This window comes from Anaeromicropila herbilytica (genome assembly GCF_016591975.1).
GTDB classification, from domain to species: domain Bacteria; phylum Bacillota; class Clostridia; order Lachnospirales; family Lachnospiraceae; genus Anaeromicropila; species Anaeromicropila herbilytica.
In genome coordinates, this window is sequence record NZ_AP024169.1 from 3,304,057 (window position 1) to 3,321,783 (window position 17,727).

General features: G+C 33.1%; 13 protein-coding genes. All 13 read right to left on the reverse strand.

Features of this window, described 5'->3' with window-relative positions:
• Nucleotides 1–10 precede the first annotated feature (10 nt).
• A complete protein-coding gene (locus tag bsdtb5_RS14335) occupies nt 11–922 on the reverse strand; it encodes a sigma-E processing peptidase SpoIIGA (RefSeq protein WP_271712661.1) in 912 nt (303 codons plus the stop codon).
• 368 nt (nt 923–1,290) lie between these two features.
• Nucleotides 1,291–2,643 carry a cell division protein FtsZ gene (gene ftsZ / locus bsdtb5_RS14340; protein ID WP_271712662.1) on the reverse strand — a complete coding sequence of 451 codons (1,353 nt, stop codon included), beginning with the start codon at nt 2,641–2,643 and terminating at the stop codon, nt 1,291–1,293.
• 230 nt (nt 2,644–2,873) lie between these two features.
• Nucleotides 2,874–3,614, reverse strand: a complete 741-nt coding sequence (locus tag bsdtb5_RS14345; RefSeq protein WP_271712663.1) for a cell division protein FtsQ/DivIB — start codon at nt 3,612–3,614, stop codon at nt 2,874–2,876.
• A gap of 225 nt (nt 3,615–3,839) precedes the next feature.
• On the reverse strand, nt 3,840–5,090 hold the full coding sequence (gene murA / locus bsdtb5_RS14350; protein ID WP_271712664.1) for a UDP-N-acetylglucosamine 1-carboxyvinyltransferase: 1,251 nt from the start codon (nt 5,088–5,090) through the stop codon (nt 3,840–3,842).
• Between the two features lie 131 nt (nt 5,091–5,221).
• Nucleotides 5,222–6,370 carry an FtsW/RodA/SpoVE family cell cycle protein gene (locus tag bsdtb5_RS14355; RefSeq protein WP_271712665.1) on the reverse strand — a complete coding sequence of 383 codons (1,149 nt, stop codon included), beginning with the start codon at nt 6,368–6,370 and terminating at the stop codon, nt 5,222–5,224.
• A gap of 4 nt (nt 6,371–6,374) precedes the next feature.
• Nucleotides 6,375–7,736, reverse strand: coding sequence for a UDP-N-acetylmuramoyl-L-alanine--D-glutamate ligase (gene murD, locus bsdtb5_RS14360; RefSeq protein WP_271712666.1), 1,362 nt, complete (start codon nt 7,734–7,736; stop codon nt 6,375–6,377).
• Between the two features lie 255 nt (nt 7,737–7,991).
• Entirely contained in the window at nt 7,992–8,948 is a 957-nt protein-coding gene (gene mraY / locus bsdtb5_RS14365) for a phospho-N-acetylmuramoyl-pentapeptide-transferase (protein WP_271712667.1), read from the reverse strand.
• Between the two features lie 105 nt (nt 8,949–9,053).
• The gene (locus bsdtb5_RS14370) at nt 9,054–10,985 is read right to left on the reverse strand and encodes a penicillin-binding transpeptidase domain-containing protein (RefSeq protein WP_271716116.1); all 1,932 of its coding nucleotides are present in this window, start codon (nt 10,983–10,985) and stop codon (nt 9,054–9,056) included.
• 99 nt (nt 10,986–11,084) lie between these two features.
• The gene (locus bsdtb5_RS14375; RefSeq protein WP_271712668.1) at nt 11,085–13,151 is read right to left on the reverse strand and encodes a peptidoglycan D,D-transpeptidase FtsI family protein; all 2,067 of its coding nucleotides are present in this window, start codon (nt 13,149–13,151) and stop codon (nt 11,085–11,087) included.
• A 55-nt stretch (nt 13,152–13,206) separates the two neighbouring features.
• Entirely contained in the window at nt 13,207–13,719 is a 513-nt protein-coding gene (locus tag bsdtb5_RS14380) for an FtsB/FtsL family cell division protein (RefSeq protein WP_271712669.1), read from the reverse strand.
• Between the two features lie 33 nt (nt 13,720–13,752).
• Entirely contained in the window at nt 13,753–14,694 is a 942-nt protein-coding gene (gene rsmH / locus bsdtb5_RS14385; protein WP_271712670.1) for a 16S rRNA (cytosine(1402)-N(4))-methyltransferase RsmH, read from the reverse strand.
• Nucleotides 14,695–14,712: 18 nt separating this feature from the next.
• Nucleotides 14,713–15,141 (reverse strand): division/cell wall cluster transcriptional repressor MraZ, encoded by a 429-nt coding sequence (gene mraZ / locus bsdtb5_RS14390; RefSeq protein WP_271712671.1) that lies wholly within the window; start codon nt 15,139–15,141, stop codon nt 14,713–14,715.
• 449 nt (nt 15,142–15,590) lie between these two features.
• Complete coding sequence (locus tag bsdtb5_RS14395; protein WP_271712672.1) at nt 15,591–17,585, reverse strand: methyl-accepting chemotaxis protein; 1,995 nt, start codon at nt 17,583–17,585, stop codon at nt 15,591–15,593.
• Nucleotides 17,586–17,727: the final 142 nt, after the last annotated feature.

The window sequence follows — 17,727 nt, forward strand, 5'->3', positions numbered from 1 at the left end:
TTTCCTCCTATTATAATAATTCCTTATGTAATATAATTTGATAATCATCCTTCGTTGATAATTCTCCATCATATATTGCAATAATCACATTTTCATGCGTCTTTGTCTCATTTTCATTTATTATCTTAATTTCATCACATACTACTGCAATTAAAATACCGTTTTTCTTCCCTACAGAATGAAATGGTATAAATTTTATTTTATCCGCATATTCAATAGTAATACTAGTATTTGAGTAAGACTCATTTAATTGTGCTTTATAATATGCTTTTAAGTATTCTTTTAATGGTACATCAAATAGTTTATCCATAAATGTATAATTTGCTAGCAATACAGGCTTTCTAGTAAATGGATCATACAGTTCATTACCTGTATCAAAAAAGCCAATTCCCTGTTGTTTTAAACCACAAAATGTAATCTCAACATCATAAAGATTCGAACAATAATCTTTACGATGAACCAAATAAGGAATAACCAATTTTAAAACAAGAAGTAATGCAATTATCCCACTAATATAAAATCTAATATTGCGATTCATATACAGCCTGCCATTCAATAGCTCGCGGAAGTAAAAACCCAAATCAGTGTAATAATAAATTGAATTTAATATCCCTCCTATAAAGAAGGTAACAATAAATAACATCAATACTTCTTTTAGTGTATTCCTAAAATTCTTATATGAAAATGCAATCACCACCATAAGTGTTGTTGCAATTAGATACATTATCACTATTTTTATCATAAGATTAAGATATGGAAATATAGCCATTATACACATAAGTACTGAACCAACTGTAGCTGCTAATACAATTCTATACCACTTGCTTGACAGCCCCAGTACTTTCTTAACACCAATAAGTAAAAAGACATCCATACAAAAATTAATTAAAAATAACGTATCCGCATATATCTCAAGGTACAATTTTCACCTCCACCTATCTACTTCTGTCTAAGCTAAACATATTATATATCCTTAGTACATATTAATTTGTCAAATATTGGTTATTTTATCGTTGTTTTTGTTTCCAATTTTTTACATGTTTTTGGTAAAGGTTTTATATTATTTGAAAATATTGTTTGTTCAAACATAAAGTCCATACATTTCTGTTATATTTTGTCCTATTTTCATCCAATTGAAGCTCTAGGTTTCGAGAATAAGGATTGTATATTGAATGTTAGTGAGTGTACAACGTACCTTTCACCGAATCACTTGATAAAGAGCCATAATAGCACAAAAAGACCTTAAGGATTACCCTTAAGGTCTTTACATTAACATATATTAATTTAAAACTATTTCTGATTTCTATTTTTTTGTAAAAATTCTGGTATCTTAATACCATGATCACTTGGACTAGTTGTAGATTGTTGAGTTGATTGATGATTGTATGAGTTATTGCTAAAGCTTTGATTATTATAACCTTGGTTATTTGAACTTTGGTTATTTGAACCATGATTGTTTGCACCAGCATTATTATATCCAGGATTATTAAATCCATTACCGCCTGCAGAACCATTACTTGCATTTACACTTGTTGTAGTTCTTTGCGCAGTTGAATTGCTTGAGGTATTATTACTATAAGAATTATTATGATTATAGCTTGTACCCATGGAAGCATTGCTTTGATATCCCATATCTCTCTTTTGCATTTGATTATTTGCATAACCCATATTTCTATCATATTCATTTACTGATTTCTCATCTAGGCCAGTTGCGATAACTGTAATAGTTGCCTCATCTGAATGAGTATCATCATACATTGCACCAAAGATAATATTTGCAGTCTCACCAGCCAATTCTTGTACAAATGTTGCTGCTTCATTTGCTTCAATTAAACTTATGTCACCAGATATATTTATTATAACATGAGTAGCTCCTTCGATCGTAGTCTCAAGAAGTGGGCTTGTGATTGCTTGTTTTACTGCATCAATACACTTTTCATCCCCTTTACCTAAACCAATACCGATATGAGCAACACCTTTATCCTTCATAACTGTCTGAACATCTGCAAAGTCAAGATTAATTAAACCAGGTACATTAATTAAATCTGTGATTCCTTGAACACCCTGTTGTAATACTTCATCTGCTTTTCTTAATGCATCAGGCATTGTGGTTCTTCTATCTACAATCTCTAATAATCGATCATTAGGGATTACAATTAACGTATCAACATTTTCTTTTAATCTTTCTATACCATTAATAGCATTATTCATACGAGCTTTTGCTTCAAACTTAAATGGCTTTGTAACGATACCTACAGTTAAGATACCCATTTCTTTTGATATTTGAGCAACAACTGGTGCAGCACCTGTTCCGGTTCCACCACCCATTCCACAAGTAACAAATACCATATCCGCACCTTTAATTAATTCAGTCAACTCTTCACGATTCTCTTCTGCTGCTTTTGCGCCAACTTCTGGTTGTGCTCCCGCACCTAACCCTTTGGTTAATTTTTCACCAATCTGTATACACGTTGGAGCCTTACAATTCTTTAAGTGTTGCTTGTCCGTATTTACACAAATAAAATCAACACCAATAATATTTTCCTCTATCATTCTATTAACAGCATTATTCCCTGCACCACCAACACCAATTACGATTATTTTAGCAGATGAATCAGCTTCGTTTGTTCTAATTTCAAGCAAGGTACTTCCTCCTTCACACATTATTACATTTTTTCCCATTTCAGCATATGTACTCTATCAGATTAACTGTATACTTATACTCTATAATATCTTTTATTGCAAAAATAATCAACCCTTATTTTCAATATTTTCGAATAAATTAATACAACTTAGTATCATTCAAGGCCTCTTTTACAAGGTTATTTAAATTTTTCCAAAATGAGACGAATCATTCGATATCGTCATTTTATTTATTTATCTTTTTCGAATATAATGTCATCTCCAGGTTTATAATTTTTAAGATTTATAGTTCCGCTTAAGTTTTTAGACAGCGGTAGTATATCTTTTAGAGCAGATAATTGCTTATCATAGGATTTTCCTTTACCTAATAATACTTTTACTTTCTTAGCATACAAGGTTACTTCTTGTTCTAAATTGAAGCTTACCTTGTCTATATTTAACTCAAATTTGTTAATGAGCTGAGTTAATTCTAGAATTGTACTATATAATTTATTATCTGATATTTCTAACTTTTCATGTAAAATTATTTTATCAAATTCTAGTCCCGAAATGTAAGGAATGTTCTTTACTCTTTTATTTGAGCTTTCAACAACAATACCATCCTTATCAAAGTACATATATTGTCCCATATACTCTACGCATCCAATTATTGTTTTTTCATAAACAATGAGATTCACAGCATTTTTTCCTGCAATCTCAACATCTACTCGTTCAATAAATGGAATACTTTCTTGCTTTAAATACTTATTCTTCAAGTAAAGCAATATGGTATTATGATCAAATTTAGTTTTCACTATTTTGTCTATTAAAACATCATCCGAATAGTGATTACTTCCCTTTACATGAATTGTATTAATATTCCATGTTGCAAAAAAAGCAACACAAATAAATATAATTATTGCTAATACCATCAAAAAAACTCGAAATACATTTGGAATTTTATTTTGTTTTAACCCTCGCACTCTCCTCATATTATACTCCATTCTGATGAAACTCCACATATTTTGGCATCAGTACAATACTCTCAAATTATGAGCCAATTCATACAATCACAATACCACTGCTTGTACCATTTTGTAATTGTATGAATTGTATCATAAATTGTCACTTATTTCACACACCTCATTACCTTTATTTAATTAGGGGGAGCGCGAAAATTCTTTTCTCATTACTCCCCACTATCTAAACATATAACTCTATACCTTCTTTACATCTGCACTTAATATCGCCAAATCTCTACAGATATCCTCATATCCTCTTTCGATGTATATCGGATTATTAACTACTGTTAATCCCTCCGCCATTAAGCCTGCTATTACCAGTCCAGCCCCGCCTCTAAGATCTGAGGCATTGACATTAGCTCCATATAGTTTTTTAACACCCTTGATAATCGCAACTTTTCCTTCAACCGTAATGTCAGCTCCCATTTTTATAAGTTCATGTACCGTCTTGTACCTAGCCTCAAAGATATTTTCTATCATTATACTAGTACCTTTTGCCAGGCTTAGAACTGACAACATCTGCGATTGCATATCCGTCGGAAAATATGGATATGGCTTCGTTCGAATAATATCTGCAGCTTTTGGTCTTCTATTTGCTTTTATTTGAATAAAATCATTACCAGAAGTAATACGACTTCCCGTTGTTCTTAATATACTAAGAATCGCTCCTAGCTGACTATCATCTATATCCCTTAAAGTAACTTTGCCACCAGCTCCTTGTACTGCAGCAAGATAAGTCCCTGCAACAATTCGATCTGCTATCAAGGTATACGTAGTATCATGTAATTTCTCAACGCCTTGAACTATTATTTCATCTTTACCTATTCCAGTAATCTTTGCGCCCAAACTATTTAAAAAACAACATAGTTCTACAATCTCAGGTTCTTTTGCAGCATTTTTTATCGTTGTAACGCCCTCAGCTAATACAGCAGCTAGTAGTGTATTTTCAGTAGCTCCTACACTTGGAAACTCTAAAGTTATTTCAGTTCCTACAATTTTTTCTGCCTTACATATCAAGTTGTCATCTTCTTCAAGAACTTCAACACCGAGTTGTTTTAAAGCGGATAAATGTAAATCAATTGGTCTAGCTCCGATAGAGCATCCACCAGGGTACGTTATGGTAACTTCTTTTTGCCTTGCTAGTAAGGAACCAAGCACAATAATTGAAGATCTCATCTCTTTTACATACTGCTCTGGGACTACTGTTGTTGTAAGATTACTTGTATCAATGATAAGTGAGTCTAGATCCCAGATAATAAGTGCGCCTAGATGTTCTAATATTTTTATCATATTAATAACATCCAATATCTTTGGGCAATTGTTTAGTTTAGTAACACCTTTATTTAATAAAGAAGCTGCCAAAATAGGCAATACAGCATTCTTTGAACCTTGGATACTAACTTCACCGTATAAATGTTTTCCTCCAATAATCTCAATCGTAGACAAAACTCACACCCCAAACGGTTAGGGAAATATATTAGTATTATATGTGTGTTTCATTTTTCTGTGATTATTTTGAAAATTCTATGTATAAGGAAAAGCTACCTTGAATATGCTTATATTGGTGTCTATCCAGACTAACGCTCATATTTTATTTGATTCGATACACTTAGCACAATTCCCATCTCAACTAGCAGAATAAATACCGATGTACCTCCATAACTGATAAAAGGCATAGGAATACCCGTGGAAGGCATTGAATTTGTAACAACGGCGATATTTAATATTACTTGAACTGCAATATGTGTCAAAACACCAACTGCAATTAGGGCTCCATATAAATCAGGGGCATTGATTGCTATGATAAATAATCTCCATATTAATAGAAGAAACACCAAAATAATGGCTACTGCACCAAATAATCCTAACTCTTCACAGATAACTGAAAAGATCATATCATTGTGTGACTCAGGTATAAATCCAAGTTTTTGCATACTTTGGCCTAATCCAGTTCCAAAAATTCCTCCTGATGCAATTGCGTACAAGCCTTGTAATATTTGATAACCCTTAGGCTCAGTTTCTACATTCAGCCACACTTTTACTCTTTCTGCACGATATCCTACAAACATAATATAAGCAGCGCCTACGCATACCAATGCAATTGCTACTAAAAAGAAATATGATTTTTTCCTACTCGCCACAAAGCAAATAACAACTAAAATGGCTGCAATAACAATTGCTGTACTTAGATTTTCTTTCGCAATTAACGCTAACAATGGAGCAACATATAATGATACCCTAATAAATCCGCTTAGTTTATCTAATTTTCTTGGTGCCATATTTACAATAAAAGCAATAAATAATATAGCAGCTACTTTTGAAAGGTCGGAAGGCTGAAAAGTACCAAGTGGCCCTAAATCAATCCAACGCTTTGCTCCATTAATCTCATTACCAACAATCAATACAAGTATTTGAAAAAATATTGCTGCAATATACAATAGAATAACTGGTCTTATTTTTAATACCGGTAGTTTTCTAAAATATATTCGATAGTCAATTCTAGATACAATTAACATTGCAAAAACCCCACCAAGAGCAATGATTCCTTGCCTTTTAAAGAAATGCATAGGGTCTCCAAAAACTCGTAATGCGTTATATGCACTTGTACTATATATCATGACTAATCCAAAACACACCAAAAATAATGTTAGAAATAGTAAGCTATAGTCATAGTAGCTATGAAATTTTCTTCTTCCTCTGCTCATTTCTCGATCGGCTCTAGTCATTGAATCACTCCTTAAGATTATTTACATACTCTTTAAATAAGGTTCCTCTTTCTTCGTAACTTTTAAACATTCCCCAACTAGCACAGGCTGGTGATAACAGGACACTCTCGCCTGGTTCTGATTTACTAGCTGCTACTTCTACAGCATCTTTTAAATTTTCCACCATGATGATATTATGAAAACCTAATTTCTTAGCTGTCGTAGCGATTTTCTCCCTTGTCTGACCTAATAGAATTAAGTATTTTACTTTATTATCAAAAGCATTGATCCATTCTTCATAGTCAGAACCCTTGTCATAACCTCCACCAATTAGTATGGTAGGTGTTGTCATCGACTGAATTCCTTTAATTGCAGCATCAGGATTCGTTCCTTTTGAATCATTATAGTATTTTACTCCCTTGATTGTTGTTACATACTCAATTCTATGTTCTACAGCTTTAAATGCTGTAATTGCTTTCTTAATATATTCGATTGGAACACCTATCATTAAAGCCATTGCAATACCTGCCATTGCATTTTCATAGCTATGAGTTCCTATAATATTTAGTTCATGAATATTGCATACAAGAGTCTCTGTTCCATTTAAGTTATGATATATATTTTCATTCTGTAAATAGATACCTTTTTCAAGTTTTCTTTGGCTACTGAAATATATTACGTTTGTATTTAATGTCTCACCAATTTGTCTTAACTTACTATCTTCATAATTAAGAACGCAGGTTTCCTCTTTGCCTTGATTTTTTGTAATATTTACCTTGGCACTAATATAGTTTTCTAATGTATGGTGCCTATTTAAATGATCAGGAGTTATATTTAAGATTGCACTAACATTGGGTTTAAAATCATGTATTGTTTCTAATTGAAAACTACTCATTTCTGCAACAGTAACGGAACTTTCATTCATATCAAGAACCATATCTGTATAAGGAATTCCTATATTTCCTACTACAAATACACTTTCAAAATATGTCTTCATAATTTCGCCCACTAACGCCGTTGTTGTAGTCTTTCCATTCGTACCAGTAATAGCAAGAATCTTACCTTTTGATAATTGATATGCTAATTCAACCTCTCCCCAGATTGGTATATCAGAATCACGAAATGCATTCACAAATTCCAAATCAGTTGGAACACCGGGACTAAGCACAACTAGATCTATACTTTTCTTTATGTCATCTGTTAACTCACCAATGATTATATTCGCAATGCTGCCTTTTTGTAATTTATGTTTCACATTATCTACTGTTTCCTTATCATTGCTATCATAAAGCGTTACTATAGCCCCAACTTTTTCTAGTAAATTCGTTGCAGCAATTCCACTTTTACCAGTTCCTACTACTAATACTTTTCTCTCTTCCAATGTCATACGAATTCCTCCCTGTCTACTACTAGGCAGACATCTTCATGTATTATCTTTTTATAACAATGATTAAATCATCATTTTTCTATCTATTTATCACTTCTTCCTTATTTATCTGCCGCCGCTAGCGACAGATAAATAAGGAAGTGTGAAACTGTATTTCTTTCACACTGAATCCTAAAAACTATAATTACTCAATTTATATCGTATCAATTGTAATATCATATGATACCATCAACCCATAGAAATTATTTCCATATATTATAAAGCCATTAAACCTACTAGGCATAATAGAGCAGTGATAATTGAAAATACTGCTACAACTCTAGTCTCAGACCAACCGCATAACTCAAAGTGATGATGTATTGGGGCCATCTTAAAGATTCTTTTTCCACCAGTAGCTTTAAAATAGCTTACTTGTAACATTACTGAAACAACTTCTAAAACATAAATAAATCCTATGATTGGAATAAACAAAGGCATTTGTAACATATATGCTGATGCAGCTACAAAACCGCCTAATGCTAAAGAACCAGTGTCTCCCATAAACACCCTTGCAGGATATACATTAAATAGTAAAAATCCTAATAAACTTCCTGCTACCGCGCAGGTAATTGGAGATATTCCACTGTGTGTACCAATTGCTACAACTGTAAAGAAAGTTGCTACTAATACAGTTACTCCAGAAGCTAAACCATCAAGACCATCTGTAAAGTTAACACCATTTACTGTACCAAGTACTACAAAGAATAATAATGGTATAAACAAGTAGGACACATCTAAATATTTTCCATCGCTAAATGGAATCAACATCTTTGTACTAATATCTGTAAAGTTCACTAAATAGTATCCAAACACTGCAGTTACAAGTATTTGACCAAACATCTTCTGCCAAGCTCTTAAACCTAGTGACCTCTTCTTAACTACCTTAATATAATCATCTAAAAATCCTATGATACCAAACCCTAATGTAACAAATAAAACAGGAAGTATATCTGGATAATCCTTTATATAAAATAGTGACGTAAGCACAATGCTTGAAAGAATGATAAGTCCACCCATTGTAGGTGTACCTGATTTCTTTAAATGTGATTCAGGACCATCATCTCTTACAAATTGCCCAAATTTTAATTTCTTTAAAAACGGAATCATAATCGGACATAAAATTACGCTAATTACAAATGCAATTAGAACTGGAATAAAAACATCAAAATTCATTTTCTTCACCTCGTATTTTCATATGTATACCTTTTATATATTTATATTGTAGCTCTTACCAAACATGCAAAAACGGTTTTGGCACAAGCCACATAACATTATATTCTATTCCAAGTATAGAATCAAGCTACTATTCTTATCAACTTTTTCACCACTTAATGGGAATTGTTCCACCACTTTTGTGCCTTCTCCTAGGTAATGTATCTCTCCAAATTCATAGGTAGAGATTAACTCTTTTGCTTTTTTTAAATCCATACCAACTAAATTAGGTACTGTTATTTCACCAATGTTATTTTTTTTCATTTCTTCTTCGGTATACCTTGGTTGGATTCCGAGATAAGGAAGGATATTATCAAATATTTCTTTCACAACTGGCGCTGCAATTGTACCCCCGTAATAAATACCTACTGGTTCATCAATTAGAACCATTGCCATTACTTGCGGATCATTTGCCGGTGCAAATCCAATAAAAGAAGAGATATACTTACCATTTCCCCTTGGAAGTTTCTGAGATGTCGCAGTCTTACCTCCAATATGATATCCAGGAAGATAGGCTCTTTGACCACCACCAGAAGTTACAACTGCTTCTAATAGTTCCTTCATCGTATCACTTGTTTTCTTAGATACAACATTATCACTGGTCTTGAAAGTAAGATTTTTCACCAAATCTCCTTGTTCATTTGTTATCTTAACACCAAAGTGAGGAGTAATTGCATTACCTCCATTTACGATAGAACTTGCTGCTTTTAATAGTTGTAAAGGCGTTATCTGAAAAGATTGACCAAAAGACATAGTAGCTAACTCAACCGCACCAACATTATCTATCTTATGAAAAATAGAGGAAGCCTCACCTGGCTCATCAACTCCAGTTTTTTGAAACAGACCTAACCTATCATAATATTTGTACATATTTTTAGCACCGACTCTTGAACCAATTTCGATAAATACAGGATTGCATGAATTCTTAATTCCATCAACAAAAGTTTCAGCTCCATGCCCCGATGTCTTATGACAGCGAATCTTTCTATCCTCTACCACAGCATATCCAGGACAATAGAAGTTATCAGTTAATTTTACAACTCCTTCTTCTAGCGCTGCAGTTGCAGTGACAATCTTAAAAGTAGATCCTGGCTCATAAGTATCACTGATACATGCATTTCTCCACATATTGTTTAGAAGATCATTTTTCTGCTTACTGGTCAATGTAGTACCAACCTCAGTATTTAAAGTATAAGGATCATTCAAATCAAACTCAGGTATATTTACCATAGAATAGATTTCGCCATTCTTAGGATTCAGAATAATTACCTTTACACTTTTCGCTTGTTTTGCCTCATATACTTTCTTAGCTGCTTGTTCTGCATACTTTTGTATATTAACATCTAGGCTTAGATATAGATTATCTCCTGCTTGTGGTTCTATTCGATCTTCGGCTGCATTTGGAATCTCTACTCCCCTTGCATTAGTTAGTGTTAATATTTGGCCATCGATTCCTTTTAAGAAATCTTCATATTTAACCTCTAGACCTATGATTCCTTGATTATCGGATCCTGTAAATCCTATAACCTTTGATGCCAATGAACTAAATGGATAATATCTTTTATAATCTTCATCTACCATCACTCCATCCAAATCGTATTCTCTTATTTTATCAGCAATCTCCTTATCTACGTTTGATTTTACTTTTTCTATAGAAGATACTTTTTCAACTCTTTTTCTCACTTTATCTTCACTCAAACTAAGCAAGGAGGATAGTACATCAATTACTTTTTCTGGATCAGTTATCTGACTATGAATCACTGAGATTGTAGAAACCGGCTTATTCGTTGCAATAGCAACACCATTTCTATCATAGATAATTCCTCTTTCAGCTTTAATTGCTCTCTCTCTCTCATGTAAGACTTTCGCTCTTGCGGCATAATACTCAGATTTAAATATCATTAAATAGGCAAGTCTTCCCATCAAACATGCGGATACTAAAATTATGATAGAAACAACAACTGTTAAATTCCTACGATTATACGTCTTATTCTTCATCATTACAAAACCTCATAATTCTTGTTGTTTCATTGTATTACAAATATTATGAGGTTATGTATATTATTCAATTTTTTCTAATATTTCTAATTCTTAATATTATTGATTTACAGAGTCTTTGTTTGACTCCCCTTGATTTGTGTCTTCTGTTTGTCCTAACTTGCCATTACTTTCTGGTACATCCCCACCACTTGTTTCACCATAAGTTTCTTCTTCTACATTATTTTTATTAGAACCAGTTGAATTTGAATCATTAGAAGTTTTCCCATTTTTTCCATTTGTTAAACTATTACTTACTTCCTTTTTATCATCGTTTGAACTATTATTCACTGCGTTTGTATTCGTATTACTATCTACTTTGCCTTTAGAATTACCTGTATCTTGACTAATACCAAGGAAAGGAATAATATCTTTTAATATTTCACCAGCAAGCTTTGTTGCAAATCCACTTTGATCTTGACGATCTTGATTTAATTCGTCAATTGTTACATAGATTACTACTTCTGGATCATATGCTGGTGCTGCTCCTATAAAGGAAACTAAATAAGTACCACTACCTCTAGGAATTTTTTCTGCAGTACCAGTCTTGCCTCCAACTTGTACGCCCTTTACCTGCGCTCCCGTTGCAGTACCATCTTCTACTGTTGCATATAAATAATCCTTCATTGTTTCTGAGGTTTTTTGAGAAACAGTCTCTTTTAATAAAGTTGCTCCAATATTTTTAACAGTGGCTCCTTTGTCATTCACAATTTGCTTCACTAAATGAGGTTGATACAAATGACCTCCATTTACAATAGAAGAAAAAGCTGAAGCAATCTGTAGCATATTCACGCTGAAGTTCTGACCAAAGCTATTAGTTGCCAAATCAACAGTTCCCATATCTTTCAATTTATACAACAGACCACTTGTCTCTCCTGGTAGATCAATACCAGTCTTTTCACCCATACCAAATAACTGTTGGTAATTAGTAAAAATGTTTTTGCCTTCTTTTTTTGCAATTTCCATTAAAGCAACATTACATGAATGCATAATTGCTTCTTTTAAAGTTATTGTTCCATGTACATGGCTACATTTTATTCTTCTTCCACCAACCATTTTATATCCTGGGCAATGAAAGATCTCATTACCTGTTAATTTGCCTTCTTCTAATCCAGCTGACACGGTCATTGGTTTAAATGTGGAACCAGGCTCATAGGCATTACTAATCATTGTATTTCGCCAGATAGAACTAAGTGCTTCTGATTTCTTCTTATCAGACATCTTGGCAATCTGTGACTTTGTATAAAATTTTTCTAGATTGGTAGGATTATTCAGATCAAACTCACCACTAGATGCCATGGCGTAAATCTCTCCATTATTTGGATTCATTACTAATACTGAAGTTCTTTTACTACCTATATCCTTTTGGAATTTGTTGATATGTTTTTCAACAAGATTCTGAATATTAGTGTCTAGCGTCGTCACTAGTGTATTACCATTCGTTGCTTCTTTAACATTTCTCTCTAACTTTAACTTTGAATCAAAATAACCGTACTCTCTACCATTATAGCCATTCAATTGACTATTATAATATTCTTCTAACCCCCAAGTACCAACATTTCCTGATCTTGTAAATCCCAGAACATGTGACGCTAATGAATTATAAGGGTATATTCTTTTATACTCTTCTTCAAACCATACACCTTTTATTAATTTCTTTTTGTCTGCCTTTACTTTCTTGTTAAAGACTGTAACCTGATCATAGCTAAGTTCTTTTCGCACTACAACATATTGACTGCTAGCCTTTTTAGATAAGATATCATCCAGCTCTTCTTTTGAAATATCAAAACTCTCTGTTAATGCTTTCTCAGTAGGGTTTCGATAGTCTTCTTTTGAAAGCATAGTTTTTGGATCTAGAACAAGATTGTATACCTTCTCATTTGTTGCCAACTCAGTTCCATTACGATCTAGTATTTTTCCCCTTTGGTAAGGAATCACAGAACTCACATATGTCTGCTGCGAAAGTACTCTCTTCTCGTATTTTTCTCCATCTTTTGTGTTGAGATAGACAAGTCTACCAATTAATACCACTAAAAGAAGTATCATAATACAAAATACAAGCAAAAGACTTGCTTGCATTTTAGGAGTAAATTTTTTAATTTTGGATGCTTTTGTAATTTTTCTCATATACAACTCCCATCTATGTGATTCTCACATATGTTAAAAGGGATATAAAACCCATTTACTGATTAATAATATCCTCAAGAATACTTGAATCGTCTGCTTCTGGAATATCTTTATTTTGTCTCACAAAATCATCCTGTGTTCGATTATATTTTACCACTTGATTTTCCTTTGGATGTACCATGCCAAGCTGCTTCGTAGCAATTTTATATATATTAGATAAGTCTACCGAAGAACTCATTCTTTGTTCTGTGGCATCATTCTTATCTTTTAAATCCAGTAACTCGCTTTGAACTGTCGCAACATTCTTATTCAATACTGTAAGATCATTTTGAACTCTAAGGTAGTCTATACATACAAATAATGTTACACCAATGGCAAACGTTAAAACAAGCAACTGACCAACACTCATCATACGCACTTTCTTAGCTGGCCTTCTCTGTACTTGTCTTCCCTCTCTTGTTCTTCTTTCACTATATTCATCATTCGAATAATCTGGAACTACCGATAATCTTCTCGCATTATTTCCATCGATATAGTTAGATTCATAACGTTTTCTTGGTGCTTCCATGCTCTCACCTCTGCTTTCCTTGCATATTTCGTATTATAAATCGTGTTTCTCAAACACTCTTAGTTTTGAACTTTTTGATCTACTATTCCATTCGATTTCTTCATCGCTTGGTAAGATTGGTTTTCTTGTAATTACCTTTCCTTTTGACTTGTTACCACACACACATACAGGAAAGTGAGGAGGGCATGTACAAGGATTTTCATTATTTTTAAATATTGTCTTTACTATTCTATCTTCTAGTGAATGGAAAGTAATAATGCATATTCTTCCATCCTCGTTTAGCAAATCGATCATATCATTAAGTGTATTCTTTAATACATCAAGCTCTTTATTCAGCTCAATACGTATTGCCTGAAATGTTTTCTTAGCTGGATGTCCTGTTTTCATACGAACTTTCATAGGAATTGCAGCTTTTATTGCATCTATAAGCTCATACGTAGTCTCAATTGGCTTCTCTTCGCGTACTCGAACAATGTGTTTTGCAATATTCTTCGCAAACTTGTCCTCACCATAATCACGAATGATACGGTATAATTCCTGTTCACTATAGTTATTTACAATATCTCTTGCTGTCAGTTCATTTCTAGTATCCATTCTCATGTCTAGTGGAGCATCTTCCTTATATGAAAAACCTCTTTCGACTGTATCTAACTGATAAGAAGACACACCTAAATCTAAAACGATGCCATCTACCTTTTCAATTCCTAATTCGTGCAACACTTGCTTCATATTGCAATAATTGCTACGAACAATAGTAACTTTATCAAGATAACTGCTTAACCTTATTGTACTTGCTTGAATGGCTGCTTCATCTTGATCTATACCAATAAATCTGCCACCTTCTCCTAGTTGTTCACACACCTTTAGAGCATGTCCAGCTCCTCCTAGTGTACCATCCACATAGATACCATTCTCTTTTATATTTAAGTTATTAATTGTTTCTTCTAATAGTACTGATTTGTGTTCAAAGTTCATATTATTAACTCCTGCCTTCTAAAAACTTAGTCCGAAACTTGACATACGTTCCGCTATATCGTCAACATTATCAAATGTATTATTTGCATCCCAACGCTCTTTACTCCATACCTCGATTTTACTAAGTACACCTACAAAAACTACATCTTTCTCTAAACCTGCATGCTCTCTTAGCTTTGATGGAATAAGGATTCTTCCTTGCTTGTCCACTTCAAGATTCGCTGCTCCTGCCATAAAATAACGTTGTAATTGTCTAGCTTCTTTATTTCCAGGTAAAGTCTTTAATTCGGTGATAAAGTTTTGCCATTCTTCATTAGGGTACACAAATAAACACCCATCTAAGCCTAGAGTCACTACGAATTCATCTCCAAGCGTTTCTCTAAACTTTGCAGGTACAATAATTCTGCCTTTGGTATCAATTGTATGATTATATTCACCCATGAACATTGGCATCACCTACTTTCGAGGTGGAATATGGCCACATTCACCACTTTTGTACCATTCACCACCACTTCTCACCACTTTGCACCACTTATGGTGATATTTTATAATAATCCTGGGAATAAATCAAGTGGAAATAATGGTAAAAAACGTTATTATTCATTGTAAATCAAGCGTTCCAGGGATGTATACAAGATATAGTTAACCTTCATCGAAATAAACTATATTTAGTAATAAACAGAAGTATAGGTATTTAGTCCTATAACATGTTAAAGTATTTTTTTATTTGTCATTTTGTGGTTTTCTTTAAGGAATAATGACATATTTTAACCTTCTATTTCATAGTAAAAAGCCCTTATAAGTATGTGAAATATTTTACTATCATACTCATAAGGACTTTCTATGAATTTTTTACAATTTATAAACATTCATAGGTATTGGTATTACCCATATTCCTATAATTTAAACTTGTTTACTTCATCAATCATTTCCTTTGTTAAAGTTCCTAAATTAACAGCAGAATTCGCAACTTCTTCTGTTGAATAAGTAAGTTCTTGCATGGAGGAAGTAATCTCTTCTGAAGCAGCTGAACTTTCTTCTGAAATTGCAGATAAATCTTCAATATGAGATGCGATACGATCCGTTTCTTCATTAATATTTATTGCTGAATCATTAATATTTTCTATCTTTGGAATAACAGCTTCTATCGAATCAATAATACTATTGAAGGATTGAAGAGTTGTATCAATTACATTTGACTGTGTAGTAAATTCTTTACTTACATTATGCGAAATAGTTACCATAGCTTCATTATCTGCATATATTGCAGTTATTAACTCTGTAATGTTGGCAACTGCGCCTTTCGTTTGTTCTGCAAGATGTCTTATTTCATCTGCCACTACTGCAAATCCCTTTCCAGCTTCTCCAGCCCTTGCTGCTTCAATTGCAGCATTTAGCGCAAGAAGATTCGTCTGTTCTGAAACTGAATTAATTAGATTTGTAATATCATGAATTTTGTCAATGTTTTCTGTCTGTTTCGTAATACCTGTCTCAAACTGACCAAAGGAACGATTCGTGTCTTCAACGGATACTGATAATTCTTTCATATTCTCATTACTTCTTGCAGCTAATTTAATGATTTCTTTTGCGTTCTCATCTACTTCTTTTACTTCTGATACAATCTTATCTATCTTAGTTGCAAATTCATTCATACCATCTGTAATAGAAACCAAAGATTCTGACTGCGTTATCGTTCCTTTTGCAACTTCCTCAATTGTGTCAGCAACTACATTAGATGAAGCACTCATTTCTTCTGATACCGCTGAAAGACTAGCTGCATCTATATCAATTCGTTCGGAAGTATTTATCACTGACTTAAGCATATTTTTAACTGAATCTTGCATTATACCAACTGCATTTATCATTTGCCCAACTTCGTCTTTCATGTTTTTATCTTTGTCAGCAACAGTATTTGAAAAATCACCTTGAGACATTGGTAAGATATATCCTATCGCTTTCTTTATATTGCGTGCGATTCTATCTGATACATAGAATACAGCAACCACGCCAATCATTAAAGAAATCAAAGCAATTACAATAATAAGTATTTGTAGTGTTCTTAATTCCGATAATATTTCTGATTTTTCGATTGCTACACCCATTGACCATGTTGTTCCTGGTACAGGTGTGAATGCCATCATCTTTGCTTTTCCATTATAAGTATAGAATCCTACCCCCGTCTCACCATTTACCATTCTCTTCTCAAGCTTAACTACTTCCTGTAAACTTGCATCTTTTTTCACATTCTCTAAGTCATTGTCTTGTTTTACTACTAAATCATGATTATAATGAGCAATCTTAATTCCAGTCTTTGATAGCATAAAAGCTCGTCCGGTTTTACCGATCGTTATATCATCAACAATCTTACTAATATCGTTACCATCTTTAATTCCAGAAATAACTCCAACGATTTTTCCATCTACTTTAAGAGGCGTTGCAAATACCACCACCATTTTTCCTTCTGTCTTACTCATTAATGGATCTGATACATTAGTCTCTCCTTTTAACGCTTTTTGAAAATATTCTCTGTCTGATATATTGGTACTTGTGTGATTACTCATTATTACATTACCATCTAAATCAGCAATACCCACTTTAATATAATTATGCCTTGTAATTACATCTTGAATGTTCGCCAATCTCGCTTCTGGAGATTGTTTAATATCTTTAATGCGTGTTAAATTTGCAATATTTTCAATTATTATCTTTTGCTCACTAATTCTAGCTTCCACAATCTTTGACGATTGTGAAACAACTGAACTCAAAGACAACTCTTGCGTTTTTTCAAGCGCATTATATGAAGTTATAAGAGCTGAGCTTGCCATTCCTCCAATTATTAGCATTATTATTATAGAAGTAAATGCTATCATTTTGCTTCGAATGCTTTTCATTCAATATTCCATCCTTTCTTAATCGAGTTCCAAGTTACTGTTTGTTCATACCTGCTCAGCTATCTGTCCAATAGCGAGGCCCGTATATTATCTGTCCTCATATTATCTGTCTCTTTGTATTTCGGCTTAATAGTATACTTAT